At 47.7% G+C, this 14,685-nt stretch carries 16 protein-coding genes; 9 read left to right on the forward strand and 7 right to left on the reverse strand.

Annotation, left to right across the window (positions count from 1 at the left end; genetic code table 11):
* Positions 1 to 25: 25 nt before the first annotated feature.
* Both BQ7364_RS06620 and BQ7364_RS06625 read right to left on the reverse strand, forming a co-directional pair.
* Positions 26 to 1,891 carry an LTA synthase family protein gene (locus BQ7364_RS06620; protein ID WP_072683993.1) on the reverse strand — a complete coding sequence of 622 codons (1,866 nt, stop codon included), beginning with the start codon at positions 1,889 to 1,891 and terminating at the stop codon, positions 26 to 28.
* Between the two features lie 168 nt (positions 1,892 to 2,059).
* Positions 2,060 to 3,178 carry an FAD:protein FMN transferase gene (locus BQ7364_RS06625; protein WP_072683994.1) on the reverse strand — a complete coding sequence of 373 codons (1,119 nt, stop codon included), beginning with the start codon at positions 3,176 to 3,178 and terminating at the stop codon, positions 2,060 to 2,062.
* A gap of 251 nt (positions 3,179 to 3,429) precedes the next feature.
* Here BQ7364_RS06625 and BQ7364_RS06630 point away from each other — a divergent pair, with 251 nt between their 5' ends.
* From BQ7364_RS06630 to BQ7364_RS06660, 7 genes are read left to right on the forward strand one after another with little or no spacing between them, the layout of a single operon-like run.
* Entirely contained in the window at positions 3,430 to 4,725 is a 1,296-nt protein-coding gene (locus BQ7364_RS06630) for an RnfABCDGE type electron transport complex subunit C (RefSeq protein ID WP_072683995.1), read from the forward strand.
* A gap of 14 nt (positions 4,726 to 4,739) precedes the next feature.
* Positions 4,740 to 6,119 carry an RnfABCDGE type electron transport complex subunit D gene (locus tag BQ7364_RS06635; RefSeq protein ID WP_072683996.1) on the forward strand — a complete coding sequence of 460 codons (1,380 nt, stop codon included), beginning with the start codon at positions 4,740 to 4,742 and terminating at the stop codon, positions 6,117 to 6,119.
* An 11-nt stretch (positions 6,120 to 6,130) separates the two neighbouring features.
* Positions 6,131 to 7,378 (forward strand): FMN-binding protein, encoded by a 1,248-nt coding sequence (locus BQ7364_RS06640; RefSeq protein WP_072683997.1) that lies wholly within the window; start codon positions 6,131 to 6,133, stop codon positions 7,376 to 7,378.
* Positions 7,379 to 7,390: 12 nt separating this feature from the next.
* Positions 7,391 to 8,041 (forward strand): electron transport complex subunit RsxE, encoded by a 651-nt coding sequence (gene rsxE, locus BQ7364_RS06645; RefSeq protein WP_072683998.1) that lies wholly within the window; start codon positions 7,391 to 7,393, stop codon positions 8,039 to 8,041.
* Positions 8,038 to 8,619, forward strand: coding sequence for an electron transport complex protein RnfA (locus BQ7364_RS06650; protein WP_139248583.1), 582 nt, complete (start codon positions 8,038 to 8,040; stop codon positions 8,617 to 8,619). The genes rsxE and BQ7364_RS06650 overlap by 4 nt, the downstream gene beginning before the upstream one ends.
* A 3-nt stretch (positions 8,620 to 8,622) precedes the next feature.
* Positions 8,623 to 8,808 (forward strand): hypothetical protein, encoded by a 186-nt coding sequence (locus BQ7364_RS06655; RefSeq protein WP_072683999.1) that lies wholly within the window; start codon positions 8,623 to 8,625, stop codon positions 8,806 to 8,808.
* Positions 8,805 to 9,113, forward strand: coding sequence for an RnfABCDGE type electron transport complex subunit B (locus BQ7364_RS06660; RefSeq protein WP_072684000.1), 309 nt, complete (start codon positions 8,805 to 8,807; stop codon positions 9,111 to 9,113). The genes BQ7364_RS06655 and BQ7364_RS06660 overlap by 4 nt, the downstream gene beginning before the upstream one ends.
* Before the next feature lie 611 nt (positions 9,114 to 9,724).
* Here BQ7364_RS06660 and BQ7364_RS06665 read toward each other — a convergent pair.
* The 5 genes from BQ7364_RS06665 to BQ7364_RS06685 all read right to left on the reverse strand — a co-directional run bounded on the left by BQ7364_RS06665 (position 9,725) and on the right by BQ7364_RS06685 (position 13,649).
* Positions 9,725 to 10,564, reverse strand: coding sequence for a DegV family protein (locus BQ7364_RS06665; protein WP_072684001.1), 840 nt, complete (start codon positions 10,562 to 10,564; stop codon positions 9,725 to 9,727).
* Between the two features lie 347 nt (positions 10,565 to 10,911).
* Positions 10,912 to 12,072, reverse strand: coding sequence for a tyrosine-type recombinase/integrase (locus BQ7364_RS06670; RefSeq protein ID WP_072684002.1), 1,161 nt, complete (start codon positions 12,070 to 12,072; stop codon positions 10,912 to 10,914).
* 139 nt (positions 12,073 to 12,211) lie between these two features.
* Positions 12,212 to 12,934 carry an Ig-like domain-containing protein gene (locus BQ7364_RS06675; protein WP_072684003.1) on the reverse strand — a complete coding sequence of 241 codons (723 nt, stop codon included), beginning with the start codon at positions 12,932 to 12,934 and terminating at the stop codon, positions 12,212 to 12,214.
* Position 12,935: 1 nt separating this feature from the next.
* Positions 12,936 to 13,247, reverse strand: a complete 312-nt coding sequence (locus BQ7364_RS06680) for a hypothetical protein (RefSeq protein WP_072684004.1) — start codon at positions 13,245 to 13,247, stop codon at positions 12,936 to 12,938.
* Positions 13,248 to 13,649, reverse strand: a complete 402-nt coding sequence (locus BQ7364_RS06685; protein ID WP_072684005.1) for a helix-turn-helix domain-containing protein — start codon at positions 13,647 to 13,649, stop codon at positions 13,248 to 13,250. It lies immediately after the preceding gene.
* 200 nt (positions 13,650 to 13,849) lie between these two features.
* Between BQ7364_RS06685 and BQ7364_RS06690 the strand changes: the two genes are divergently transcribed.
* Both BQ7364_RS06690 and BQ7364_RS06700 read left to right on the forward strand, forming a co-directional pair.
* The gene (locus BQ7364_RS06690; RefSeq protein WP_072684006.1) at positions 13,850 to 14,035 is read left to right on the forward strand and encodes a helix-turn-helix domain-containing protein; all 186 of its coding nucleotides are present in this window, start codon (positions 13,850 to 13,852) and stop codon (positions 14,033 to 14,035) included.
* 229 nt (positions 14,036 to 14,264) lie between these two features.
* A complete protein-coding gene (locus BQ7364_RS06700) occupies positions 14,265 to 14,525 on the forward strand; it encodes a helix-turn-helix domain-containing protein (RefSeq protein ID WP_072684008.1) in 261 nt (86 codons plus the stop codon).
* Positions 14,526 to 14,685 lie beyond the last annotated feature (160 nt).

Raw genomic sequence — 14,685 nt, forward strand, 5'->3', positions numbered from 1 at the left:
CATCGCCGCTGGGCTGAAGCCCAAGCTATTCTGCGAAATAATCATATTTTAAAATCAAATTGGCGATTTCGTGAATTCGCAGCCAATGTTCGTTTTCTTCCATCGCCTGCTGCAGCGGAATGTTCAGATCGCTGAATTCTCGGGTTTGCTTGTCATAACGGTAATTGTTGGTCAGAATCTGGCGGTCGTCGTCGGCATATCCCGGATAGCGGGGATCAAAGAAATCATGTCCCATGATCAGTTCCGGCTGAACGTCAATCGCAAAGAGATTAAATAAGGTTGGCAGGACGTCGATATCGGTGCCGGGTTTTTCAATCGTCTGACCTTCTATCAAAGGTGACCACACGAAGAACGGCACCTCTTCCAGCGAGCCGTGAGTAGCCAGCTGTTTTGCGGTCTGTTCGATGACCGTTTCGGAAAAACCTTTGGCCCGGTGATCGCCGGCAACCGCGATGACGAGCTGATCAAGCGTGCCTTTCTGCTGAAAATGATCGATCACGGAGGCGACGGCCAGATCCAGACTCATGCTTTTGGCGAGATAAACTTTGACCTGTTCGTCCAGCTGCGGATAGCGCTGGCTGACCTTTGCATAGCTGGCGGCGTATTCCCGGGCAGTTTCGGCATTGTGATCCGTTAAATCGGATTGTTCATAGCCCTGATGGCCGCTGTAAGTGATGTCGTAGAGGAAAAACGGCTGCGAATCGTCGATCATCCACTCGATAATTTCCATGCATACGGCGTCGGAGGTGCCATATTCCGGCCCCAAAACGCCCAGATCCCAGAAATCTTCATAGCCGATCTGCGCATAGAATTGATCGCGGTTGTAAAATTCCTTCGTTCCGTTATGCGCGGCGATGGCGGAATAGCCCTGGCTGGCCAATCCTTTCGCCAGGGAAACCGGATAGGTGTTGTCCGCGTATTGCTGCATCGCGATCACGCCTTCGTTGTTGGGCATCAAACTGAGGTTCAGCATGAAGTCCGCGTCGCTGGTTGAGCCTTGAAGCAGGGGCGCAGTGTAATTCACAAAGTTATAGCCCTTTTGCTGGAGCTGATAGAGCGTCGGCGTCAGAAGGGGATCAATGACCGCCTGAGTCAGCGACTCCGCTTCAAAGAAAATCAGATTTTTGCCTTTGAACAAGCCCGTTTGCGCGTTGGGCTGGGCCGGAGCGGATTGGAGATAAGCCGCAATTTCTTCCTGTGCCTGACGCTTTTGCGAACGGAAGCGCAGCGGCTCGAGCTGGTTGAGCTTCAGATCACGCAGGAAGAATGCTTCAGGGCCGAACAGCTCAACAAATTGGCGGGGAGAACTGACGTGTTCGTATAGGTATTGATCAGAATAAGTGTAGTAAAATTTGTCGGCTTCCTCAGCGTTGAGCTTGCCGTAAAACACAAGGCTGCATGCCATGCTCAAACCCAGCCAGATGAAAGCGCCCAAAAAAAATTTCATCCGTCGCTTTCCGTCCGGTGCTGGCTGCGGCTTCAGCGTTGTTAAAAGCAGAAAGATCAGGATCAGGGCGATCAGAAACTGCCAGTCCTGCGGCAGCACGGCGCTGAAACCGGCCCCGAGATTTTGCGTGGCCTCGCTGCGCAGGCCGATGGCGGTCGATAAGAAAATGTACTGACCGAATAAGCGGTAATATAAGCTCTGGCCGGCAATATACAGGAAGTACAGCAGCGTGCACAGTTGACCGGCAAGCTTGTCCCAGGGCGCCCGCAGTCCCCAGATCAGACTGTTGATTAACGCCGCCAGCGCGCCCAGCATCCAGTCGCCATAACCGGCCGGTGAAAAATAAGAATAATGAATGCTGATGAGAAGCAGGGCGATTCCCGCGCTGAGAATCAGCTTGTAGGCCAGCGGGGAAACCGCCGGCTTCGATTTCTTCGTTTTCATGGTGTTCCCTCTTTCCTTCAGTTCAGATTTTCCAGAGTTTTAGTTTACACAAAAAGAGCCGGGAAAAAAACGGACAAATCAACGGGAATGACTAAAATTCCAGCGCGGAAGAAAATAAAAATCCGGCTTCCTCAGGAAGACCGGATCCTATCGTAAGGACAAAAATGTTTATTGCGCGAGATAATCTTTCATCGAATCCGTCATGACAACGGCATATTCGCCCGACATGACGCTGTTGACGCCCGAAGGAACCTGGTCGGGATCCATGACCCACATGACCTCGATTGGCTGATCGGGATAGGTCTGGCGGAAGCGGTCGATCAGAGCCAGACCGTCGTCATAGCTCATTGTGAACAGCGCCGTCGACAGCGCGTCGGCGTAGCCGGAATTTTCCGTGACGATCGTGACCTGATGGTAATAGGTCGCCGGAAACAGCGTCTGCGGGTCGATGATGTGATGATAGAGCTTGCCGTCCTCGGCACCGTAGAAACGTTCGTAGTCGCCGCTGGAGACAAACGCCGCGGAGCCGGGCAGCGTGACGACCGCCAGCGAGCCGTTGCCGGATGGATTGCGGATGCCGACGCGCCATTGCTGACCGTCGGGCTTGTCGTTGATCGTGCAGATGTTGCCGCCGGCGTCGACCGTGCCGTGAACCAGCCCCGCTTCGATCAGCTTCTGCTGGACCTTGCCGGCCGCGAAGCCCTTGGCGATTCCGCCGACGTCTAAGGAAGCGCAGCTCTGATTCAGATAGACCGTGCCGGCGATCTCGTCGATTTCCACTTTATCCCAGCCGGTGCACGCTTTTGCGCTCTCCAATTCGGCAAGCGGCGGCACTTTGCCCAGCTGGCCTTCGTTGTTTAACGCGATGCCTTCCTCGCGATAAGTATGCCAGATCTTGAGTACCGCGCCCATCGTGACGTCAAACTCGCCGTTGGATAAATCATAAAATTCTTTTGCCGTCTTGAGCAGCTCGATAATTTCCGGATCGACGCTGACCGGTTCGATCCCGGCGTTGTCGTTGATCGTCTTGATGTTGTTTAATCCGTCGTAATCGTTATAGACGTCAAACAATGCGTTGTAGTGGAGAAACAGCTGCTTCATTTCAGCGAAATACTGATTGAACTGTTCTTCGTTTTCAGTAAATCCGGTTAACGTCATCACCGTGTCGAAGCCGGCGTCCAGCGCCATATTGGAATAACGCGTCAGCTCCGGCTCCTTCGGCTTGCTTTGACAGCCGCCCAGCATCAGCAGGCCGGCCAGCGCCAGCGACATTGCTTTTTTATTCATTTGAATCACCCGTGAAGATTCTAGCATAAATCGTCGGGCGATACTACCCAAAGGAAACATTTTCAAAACGAATCCAGGGTGAAAAAACTTGAAATTTATCTAAATAGATGTGGAAAAAACGTTTAAAATTAATAGCGATAATGCTATAATAGCTCCGAAGCGAAAGGCGGATAATGAAAAAATCGATCACCGTCGATTTTTTGTGTTTGCCAGAGGCTTTCGGTATTTGAGGAAAGGAAGAGGTGGACGGAATGTCACTATTAACGGGACCGATGCGCAAGCATCTGGACGGTCACAAAGAGCTTACAAGTCATACCGAGCTTGTCAAGGTTGAAGCGGGCAGCCTTGTATACATTCCTTTAATTAACGGTAATTCAACGGCAGTTGAAGTGTTGGTTAAGGAAGGTGACAGAGTAAAAGTCGGAACGATGATCGCCAAGCGGAATGATCATTTTACAGTTCCTTACTTTTCATCTGTATCCGGCACAGTCAAAGGCATCCAGAAAATGATGCATGCTGGCTTGCGTCCGGTCGATCATCTTGTCATTGAAAATGATGGCAAAAACGAAACAGAACAGCCATTCGGCACATTGAACTATCAAACGGCAACGCAGGAGGAACTGGTTTCCTTCATGATGAACGCCGGCATCGTCGGCTGCGGCGGCGCGGGTTTTCCAAGCTATGTCAAGTACAGAGGCTGCAAGGGCATTGATCTGCTGATCATCAACGCCGTCGAATGCGAACCGTACATCACGGCGGATTACAAGAATTCCAGCATGAACATGCAGGATCTGGTCACCGGCGTGGCGGCGATGCTGAAAATGTCGGGCGCTAAGGAAGCGGCGATTGCGATCAAGACGACGAAGAAGGACTTTATCCCGACAGTTGTCGAAGCGTTCAAGGATTACAGCAACATCAACGTCAAGGAAGTTCCGGACGTTTATCCGATGGGCTGGGAACGCACGCTGGTCTATGAAATCACCAAGAAGCGTTATGAAAAGCTGCCGGGCGAAGTCGGCGTCATCGTCAACAACGCGACGACGGCGATTGCATTCGGTCAGGCGCTGACCAAGGGCATGCCGATCACGCACAAATATGTGACGGTCAGCGGCGACGGCATCAACACGCCGGCCAATGTTCTGGTGCCGGTCGGCGTCAAGGCGGCGGATGTGATCGCGGCCTGCGGCGGTTACAGCGGGGAAGATGTGCTGCTGATCGCGGGCGGTCCGATGATGGGCAAAACGATCACGACCGATCAGTTCGTCATCACGCCGTACAGCAACGCGTTAACTGTACTGAAGAACAAACCGGTCAATCAGGTGGCCTGTCTGCGCTGCGGACGCTGCTCGGATCACTGCCCGGCGGGATTGCAGCCGGTCCGGATCAACCAGGCGGAAAAGTCCAAGAACGTTGCGATGCTGGAAAAGCTGAGCATCATGGAATGTATCGAATGCGGCATGTGCAGCTTTGTGTGCCCGTCGAAAATCGACGTCACTGAAGGCGTCCGGAGAGCGAAGCGCTACATGGCTCTGCGCGCTAAGAAATAAGGAGGGGAGTTTGTATGAAATTTAATTTTAAACCGTCCCCGAACTATCGTGATGGTCAGAGCACCGGCCGGATCATGGGCGAGCTGACCTTGGGGCTGTTGGCGGTATTTGCATTTTCACTGTATTATTATTTTACCAATTTTTCAGCGTCTTACGGCTTGCGGGCAATTCTGTTGATGATCACGGCGATCGTCAGCGCCTGCGGCACGGAGATCCTGTGGTGTGTCTTTACGAAGAAGGACATCCTGAACAGTCTGAAAAATTCTTATCCGTGGGTGACGGCGATCATCTTGACGATGATGTGCCCGCTGTCGATTGAATACTATGCCTTAGCGGTCGCGACAGTGATCGCGATCTTCTTCGGCAAGCTGGTCTTCGGCGGCTTCGGACAGAATATCTTCAACCCGGCGGCCGTAGGCCGTGCGACGATTTTCGCCTCCTTTGCGGGCGCGGCGGCGGCCGATATTGTGACCGGCGCGACACCGACGTCTTCGATGGCGGCGCAGAACTGGATTATCAATTCCGCGGAAGGCATGAGCAGCTTCCTGAAGCCGTTTGGCGGTTTGGGAAACATGTTTGTCGGTCTGTATCCGGGCGCTATCGGCGAGACAAGCGCACTGGTGATCCTGGTTGTCGGCGTGATCCTGGCGATCCGCAAGGTCATTGACTGGCGCGTTCCGGCTACTTACCTGATTACGTTGTTTGTTCTGGCAGCCGGCGTCGGCCTGATGCACGGTGCGCCGATCAGCTATGCTCTGTTCCATCTGTTAACCGGCGGCGCCATGTTCGGCGCGGTCTTCATGATGACCGATCCGGTCACCAACCCGACCAGCGCTGCAGGCCGGATTATGTTTGCGGTCGGCTGTGCGGTCATCACGATCGTTCTGCGGCTGCGTTCCAATCTGCCGGAAGGTGTCATGTACTCGATCCTGATCATGAATATGCTGACACCGCTGATCGAAAGTCTGACCGACGGCCAGCAGATCAAAATGAAATCTAAGAACATCCGCAACCTGGCGATCCTGTTTGTTGCGGGTCTGGCGATTACGCTGTTGGTCGGCAGCACGATCAAACCAGTTGCCGCGGGTTCTGCGGAAGCAGGCGCGACCAACGGTACGGAAACGACGTACAACGTCACGCAGCATGGATTCCAGGGCGACAATCAGTTTGAGGTCGTCATCGACACGGCCAAGGGCGAGGTTGTCAGCGTCAAGATGACGGAGTTCAACGATACTCCGGGTATCGGCGACGGCGTCAATGACGATTACCTGAGCCAGTTTGTCGGCGCGAAGAGCGAAGACGACGTCAACGCGGTGGATAATGTTTCCGGCGCGAGCTATACCAGCAAATCGGCGAAAAATGCCATTATTCAGGCATTGAACGCCGGTAATTAAGGAGGTCAGAAATGAAAAAAGCTTTGTATCTGGCCTGTTTCTTAGCCATTGTCAGCGCATTGGCCGGCGGCCTGCTGGCGGCAGTCAACGAAGTCACCGCGGCGAAAATCAATGCCAATGCTTTGGCTGAAGTGATGGGCAGCCTGGAAAAAGTATTCCCGGGCACAACCTATACGGAAGTAACAGATTACACGGATGACTCCGGATTAGTCACCGGCGTCTATCAGGCGGAAGGCCAGGGCTATATGTTCCAGGTCGAAACTTCCGGCTTTAAAGACACGATTAAATTTGTACTGGGCATTGACAACGATTCCAAGATCGTCGGCTACGATGTGATTGCGATTGCGGAAACTTCCGGCATCGGCAGCCGCGTTGCGGAAGATGATTTCAGAAATACCGTCATTGGCAAGACCACCGGTGATCAGATCGACACGCTGTCCGGCGCGACGATTTCCTCCACGGCGGTTGTCAAGGGCTTAGATGCCGCCAAGGCTGTCTATGCTTCATTAACCGGCAACGCAGCTCCTGCGCCAAGCACCCCGGCAACGCCAGAAGCATCTAAGGAACCGGAAACACCGGCTTCCACAGCGACAGTTCTGGATCAGAAGGCCGACGGCAGCCAGGTTACGGTTACCGTTGAAGCCAAGGGCTTCCAGGGCAACAATACCTATACTGTTGTGCTTGATTCCGAAAAGCAGGAAATCGTCAGCGTTGCGATGACGGCGTTCAACGATACGCCGGGCGTCGGCGATGCGGTCAACGATGAGTATCTGACCGGGTTTGCCGGACTGAACAGCGAAGACGCGATCGGCGGCATCGACGTAAAGTCGGGCGCAACGTATACGAGCAATTCGGCTATTGATGCCGTCAAGGCTGCCTGGAACGCGGTTTTCGCAGCGGACAATCAGGATGCGGCGGATCAGCCGGTCGCTGGCGATGACAGCGATGATGCCGCGGTTCTGACATCGGAAGACGGCGCATTAAAGACTTATACTGCGACGGCGAAAGGCTTCCAGGGCGATAACGAATATGAAATCGTCATTGATACTGACAAGCAGGAAGTCGTCAGCGTTAAAATGACAAGCTTTAACGATACGACCGGAATTGGCGACGCGGTCAACGACGAATATCTGGCGGGATTTGCCGGTTTGAAGTCGGAGGATGAAATTGCCAAGGTTGACGTCAAGTCGGGCGCCACCTTCACGAGCAATTCCGCGATTGAAGCGGTCCGCGCAGCGTTCGCGGCCAGCCAGAAATGAGGTGGATGAACAATGAATCGTAAAGAGAATTTTACAGCGGGTTTCATCCGCGAAAATCCAGTATTCGGGCTGTATCTGGGATGCTGCTCCACGCTGGCCATCACCACATCGCTCAACAATGCCATCGGCATGGGCGTTTCCGTTATTATCGTTTTGATTTTATCCAACGTCATCATTTCGATGATGCGCAAGATTATTCCGGATGAGATCCGGATTCCGGTCTACATCGTCGTTATTGCGGCGCTGGTTAAGAGTATTGAACTGTTGATCAAAGCGTATGCGTCTTCGATCGACGCGGCGTTAGGACTGTTTTTGCCGCTGATCGTCGTTAACTGCATTATCTTAGGCCGGGCGGAAGCCTTTGCGAGCAAGAACGGCGTTCTGGATTCCGCATTGGATGGTTTAGGCATGGGCTTAGGCTATACCTGCGCGTTGGTCGTCATGTCCTTAATCCGTCAGATTATTGCGACGGGATTAATCAACTTTACCAATCCGTTTACGAACCAGTTGATTTTTGAAGTTCGTCTGATTCCGGAAAGCTTCACGATTTCGATGTTCGGTTCGCCGACCGGCGCATTCCTGACCTTTGCGGTCTTAGCGGCGGCATTGACAGCGTATAAAAACGCACAGGCGGCGAAGGCTGCGAAAAAGGAGGCTAAATAACGATGGCTAACTTATTTACTTTGTTTATTTCGGCAGTGCTGATTAACAACGTCATCCTGTCGCAGTTTCTGGGTGTCTGCCCATTCTTAGGCGTTTCCAAGAATAAAAGTTCAGCGATCGGCATGGGTGCGGCGGTTACGTTTGTTATCTTCGGCGCTTCAATCCTGACCTATGGTCTGTATAAGCTGGTTCTGGAACCGAATTCTCTGGAATATATGGATCTGTTGTCATTCATTCTGATCATCGCTTCTTTTGTTCAGTTTGTTGAAATGTTCATCAAGAAGTTCTCTCCGGCTTTATATAAGTCGCTGGGGATCTATCTGCCGCTGATCACAACGAACTGCGCCGTTCTGGGCGTTGCGCTGGATAACATCAAGCAGGGCTTTACATTCCCTGAAATGCTGGTGTATTCTCTGGGCATCCCAATCGGCTTCACGTTGGTTCTCTACATCTTCTCCACGATCCGGGAACGCCTGGACGCGGCGGACACCCCGGTTTCCTTCAAGGGCAATCCGATCGCTCTGATCGTTGCGGCGCTGATGGCGCTGGCGTTCAGCGGCTTTGCCGGACTGGTTTAATCCATGGTCATCGCAATCCTGGTCTTAATCGGACTGGGAGCGTTGTTCGGCTTGTTCTACTATCTGAATAGTAAAACGCCAGTACCTGAAGGATGCGAGGATCTGACGGCGGAGTGTGAGGGCTGCAAGATTACTTCCTGCGCTCATAACCCCGTACTGAAACAATCAAAAGGAGAGAATAAAGAATGATTACAGCAATTATCATGATGTTTGTGGTCGGCGCCGTTCTCGGTTTGATTCTGGGGATTGCCTCCAACGTGTTCAAAGTGGAAGTCGACGAACGCGTTGAAAAAGTAACGGCAATGCTTCCAGGCTATAACTGCGGAAGCTGCGGCTTTGCCGGATGCTCCGGCATGGCGGAAGCGATGGTGGCCGGCGAGGTCGCTACGGCTTCGGCTTGTAAGCCAAGCAAACCGGATGCCCGCGCAAAGATCGTTGAGTATTTGACGACAACGCCGGGACCGGACGGCAACACGATTAACATTAAGGCATAATGAAACAGCTGTCTGTTTGTTCGCAATTCAAGAACAACGGACAGCTGTTTTTTTGATTTTCTGGATAATTGGACTGATTTGGGAGCGAATGGGTGTTTTTAGGGAGCGAATAGACTTTGAAGTAAGATCAAAAGCTCGACTCTTGTATTTATTTCAATCCAACAGCTTTAGTGTTGTCAAGTGTTTTGGAGCGAATGGGTGTTTTTAGGGAGCGAATAGACATTGAAGTAAGATCAAAAGCTCGACTCTTGTATTTATTTCAATCAAACAGCTTCAGTGTTGTCAAGTGTTTTGGAGCGAATGGGTGTTTTTAGGGAGCGAATAGACATTGAAGTAAGATCAAAAGCTTGGCTCTTGTTTTTGTTTCAATCCAACAGCTTTAGTGTTGTCAAGTGTTTTGGAGCGAATGGGCGTTTTTAGGGAGCGAATAGACATTGAAGTAAGATCAAAAGCTAGGCTCTTGTTTTTGTTTCAATCCAACAGCTCCAATGTTGTCAGGCGTTTGGGAGAGAATGGGCGTTTTTAGGGAGTGAATAGACGGGGTTCACGGAGTACGATAGTCCTGATTTTTTATATCTGGTAAGAAAATAAAAAAACCGGATCGCTCCGGCTTAGAATTTCAATTTTTTAACGCGTCCGTAACCTAATGTCCGCGGCCCGGTATGAGCCATGATGATGGGACCCATCGCGTGAATAGTGACTGGCTGTCCAATTCGCTCTTCCATCTGCCGTTTCAATTCCTCAGCTTCTTCTTTCATATCAGCTTCAACGATCATCCATTCATACTCAGTGGGATCCGCGACTTCTGCGATTGCGTCCAATCCGACTTGATAGGCTTTCTTTACTGTACGAACTTTGCCAAGTACGTCGATACTGCCGTGTTCCACCTTGAGGATTGGAACAATTTTCAGAAGATTGCCCAACGCCGCGGCGGCTGCGGAAATTCGTCCGCCCCGTTTCAGATACTCCAGCTTTTCCGGAATCAGTGCTGCCCACAGATCAGCTTCTTCTTCGATTTTGTTTTTGATTTCATCGCAGCTGCGGCCGGCTTCAACCTGTTCCAGCGCCCATTGACAAAGCCAGGCGAGAGGATAACAGGCAAAACGGGCGTCAACGACGGTTACCCGTCCATCAAAAGCGGCCGAAGCGGTTAGGGCGGATTGAAAGGAACCACTTAAACCCGAGGAAAGCGGAATGTAGAGAATTTCATCATATTCTTTTAATAAGTCACTCCACTGTTGAATTAATTTTCCCAAATGCGCCTGGGAGGTCTTGACGATCGCCCCCTGTTCCATCCGGCGAATGAATTCCGGCGTTTTAATTTCCATTTCTTCAATGTATTCCTGACCATCAATCATTAAAGGAAACCGCATGACGGTCAATTTCATCTGTTCTGCTTGTTGGGTATTAATATCGGCGGACGAATCCGTCATCACTGCTATTTTTGGCATCTTTTTCACCTCGTGCTTTACAATTATACCATAAGACATTCCCCGACTGGGAAAGACTTTTCTAAGTTTCCCCGGTTCTTTTGGATTTATTAGACAAATCTTTAAAATTGCCTGGCCTCTGGATAAATTCATCATTTTAAGAAAAAGGACACCTGAATCCAGATGTCCTGTGCGAACTATTAATGGGGCGATCGACCAGACATCTTTATGCTCAGTTTTCTTTGAATGTTTTTGAATGTTCCTGTATTTAAAGGCTTTTTTGATGTATGCGTAATTTTCCTTTTGAAGGTTTTTGAACGTTTTTGAGAAAAAATATGGCAAATTTATGGCAAATATATGGCAAGATATTAACTGCGGAGACGATCTTCGAGAGCTTTCAATTTTAGTTCTTCATTCGATCTGGCATAATCTATCGTCATTCCGGCATTGTTGTGTCCCATTAATTCCATAACAGTCCTTGGATCAACCCCTTCCGTGATCAGATCTGTACTGAACTGGTGTCGAAGTTGATACATATTAAAATTTATGCCAAGCATCCGGGATGCATATCTCACTTTATTCGTTACCTTGTCAATATCGAATAGGGTACCGTCAAATTTCGCAAATAGAAATTCTGAGTCCTGGTAAGCCAATAAATCATTAAGAATTGGAATTAAGTCTGAAACAATAGGAATTATCCGCGTTGACAATTCTGTTTTTGTTGCGCGCAGGACATTGTACTCGGTGGCAGAAGAACCAATTTCTTTATTCACACTAATGGTTCTTTCCTTGATAGAAATATCTTGGCGAGTCAAAGCGAAACATTCGCACGGCCGCATACCTGTATAGTATAACATAAACAAGGCATAAATCATAATTTCTGTTTCAAATTTATCTTTATCACTGTTACGGGTGCATTCTCTCATTTTGTCCATTATTTTTATGAGTGTATCATAATCAGTCTTGTTGTTTTTCTTTTTTACTTTTAACGCCAGACTTTTTGGTTTAATGACTTCTTCCATCAAATTGATGCTGATGTACTTCTTCATGCGTGCTGTGCGGAAGAGATATTGCCAGCAGGTATAAACTCTATCAATCGTCGTATTTGTGCAGTCCTCAATCAAAGAGTTCAGGTTCAACTGGACTTGGTAAGATGTGATTTTAGCTATATCCGTATGTCCGAGCGTCGGTTTAATATACTTGTCATAAACCTGTTTACGTTTTCTTATTGTTTCTTTTCGCCGGGGGAAAAGAATTACAGAATCGTCGTAAACTTTGTCTAAAGGAATTGGCTTTACTTTTTTAATTCCAACCGTGGCAATTTGCTTCAGCATTTCATTTCTGTGATCGACAGCGGCAGTAAATGCTAATTTTGCAGAGCCGTAGTCTTTCTCACTAAACGATTCGTTATAAGTTTCCCAGTTTTCATATTCGTTTTTATACTGAATATTGACTTGGAATGTCCATAACTTTGTTCTATCAGAATAGCGTTGACGAATGTGTTTTTCAGCTTTGAATTTGTTTGCCATACTGGCGCTCCTCTCATATTTATGATAAAATCAGAGCATAGAAAAAGTATTGTCTGGCGGACAATTTTTCTATGCTTGGATCCTTGTTGGTAGCTCGGATCCATTTCCCGGCCGTTGGTAGCGGCTGGGCTTTTTTATTTTATTCTTCTGGCGTCCAAAAACGTGAAAGTTCTTCTTCGGAGCAATAGCAGCCTGTAAATTCAGCTTCTATTCCCCATCCATCATAAGTGCAAGTAAATGTTAACTGATCACCTTTTCGCATATTTCTAAAAGCAACATGATCTCCATCAAAGGCACAGTTAAATAGAACATTACCTTGTTTGAATGTTATAAGGGGATTACCTTTAAACAGCGTCGAACTTATTTCTTCGATATTTGCTGTGATTAAAAAGTTTTTACCACCATAGAGGTCACTTCCGTTTAGCTCGTTTTCGACCATAGCATTTTGTATTTCTGTGATGATTGTTGTTGGTCGATCGTCAATAACTCTATTTTTTTCCGCTTCTGCTTCGAGCTTATTTTTTTCTTCTTCTGAAAGCACAACATTTACAACCATTTCGTTGCTTACTACGCCACTGTACTTATCAGAACAAGTGACAACCGCAGAACCGACATCAATGCCTTTTACATAATAACTAAGTATTCCTGACGTTTTTCCAATGTTTTCATCACTGATTTTACAACTAATACTTTTTTTATCAGGATCGCTTGGAGTAATGTAAACATTGAATTCAGTTTTCTCTCCCTTTATTACCGTTAATGATGCCGGTGTTATAGCTATTTTTTCAACCATTGAGGATTTACATCCTGACGCTAATAATAAGAGCGAGACAGCAAAAATGGTCTTACCCATAACTTTCATATTAATCCCCTATAATAAGGCAAAGATCTTCGCCTTCCCTTTCAAATACTTTCAATTTTTTTATAATTTCGTGAACTTCTTCCTCGCATTGATCTACGGAAGAAGCTCCTGCTGGTTTGTAGAAATGGTTTTCCATAATATGAATAATTTCATGGATTGTAGTTTTTCTCTGTTGCTGATAACCTAAACGGCCATTAACAAATACATGGTATTCATCTCCGTCATAATAGCAGAATCCTCTCCCTGCACAGGTCAAACTGTAATCGATTTTTATCCTGATATTGTGTAAGTCACAATATTCTTCAAAGGTCATTTATTTTAGACCTTTTTCTTTTCTTATTCCGTCGATCAGGATAAGGACCGGTTTCAGATCTTCTACGGTAAGATCTCTGCATTTATCAAAAAGGATTCTAACGTTATCGTTTTCGGTTATGTGCCTGTAAGTTTCAAGCAGATCAGGATTGTCGCGGAAGTATGCATACACTTCCTCCTTTTTGAATCCATATTGGTCAAGGGTATCATCCTCCTCTTTACCCATTAAATAATCAACAGATACACCGAGGTAATCTGCGATCTTCGATAATTTGTCATACTTCGGCTGTGATTTGCCTTTTTTCCATTCAGAAAAGACTGCTGCATTTATGCCAGTTTCTTTAGCCAAACGGTAAAAAGTAAGACCCTTTTTCTTTAATAGATCCTCAAGAATTTCGTACATTAGATCACTCCTAAACTGTTTAGAAAAACAAAATTAAAAAATCTGATTGACATTTAGAATAATCTAATGTAATATTTAGACAGTTAGAAAATTCTAAATAAAAGGTGTGCTGATATATTTGATTTGACACTTTAAATATACCATCGAAAATCCTAAATATCAAGAATTTCCTAACTATTAAATAAGAAAGAGGTGATATTTTGTACAACAAGTTTGCTCAACTTCTCGAAGAAAGAGGTATTACTGCCTATCGAGTTGCCAAAGAAACAGGATTAAATTCTACCGTATTTACTGATTGGAAAAACGGTAAATCAAAGCCCAAAGTCGATAAGCTGAAAATCTTAGCCGATTACTTCGGCGTCCCGATTGATTACTTTTTGGAGTGAGGTGATGTATGCACGAAATCGGGTTTGTTTTATCGCTGATTAGATGCTTTCTTCTAATGGCTCTCATTGTGTGCTTATTCATGATGGTGCATAAAAGAACCGGATTAACAGACCGGCTCTCTGAACTAGAAGTCAAAGTAAGCTGTCTCTACAAAATGCTGGTCATCTACTTGATCGGCATTATCCTAGAAATTTTGATTCAAGTTTTTTAAGGAAGCGAGGTGAAAGAGTGAACCAACGTCTTGCTTACACTGCTGAGGAAGCTGCTGAAGTGTTGGGGGTGACTTACGATAAATTTTGCTTTTGGGTAAGGCAAGGTCTTATCACAGGAATTAAAGTAGGAACAGGAAGCATCTATGCAGAAAACGAACTTCAACGCTTTCTTGATGAAAACAAAGGTAAGTGCTTATCCAGTTCAGATCATTGCAAGATCGCAATGATACAGCAAAATAAAGGGCTCCCCGGTGGCACCCGGAAAGCCCAAAGATGAATCCCATTGCAAAAGATTCATCTCTATTTTATCACAAGCGCTTGAGCTTGTGAAGGAAGGGAGAATTAAATGAAAAAGTATCGGCTTAGACGCCCGGCCCTAGTAGTCCTCACAGCCGCAATCACTGCCGGGGTGACGCTCAACCTGCCGGCCGCGGAGG

The sequence above is a fragment of the Holdemania sp. Marseille-P2844 genome, from assembly GCF_900120005.1.
In the GTDB taxonomy this organism is placed as follows: Bacteria; Bacillota_I; Bacilli_A; order Erysipelotrichales; family Erysipelotrichaceae; genus Holdemania.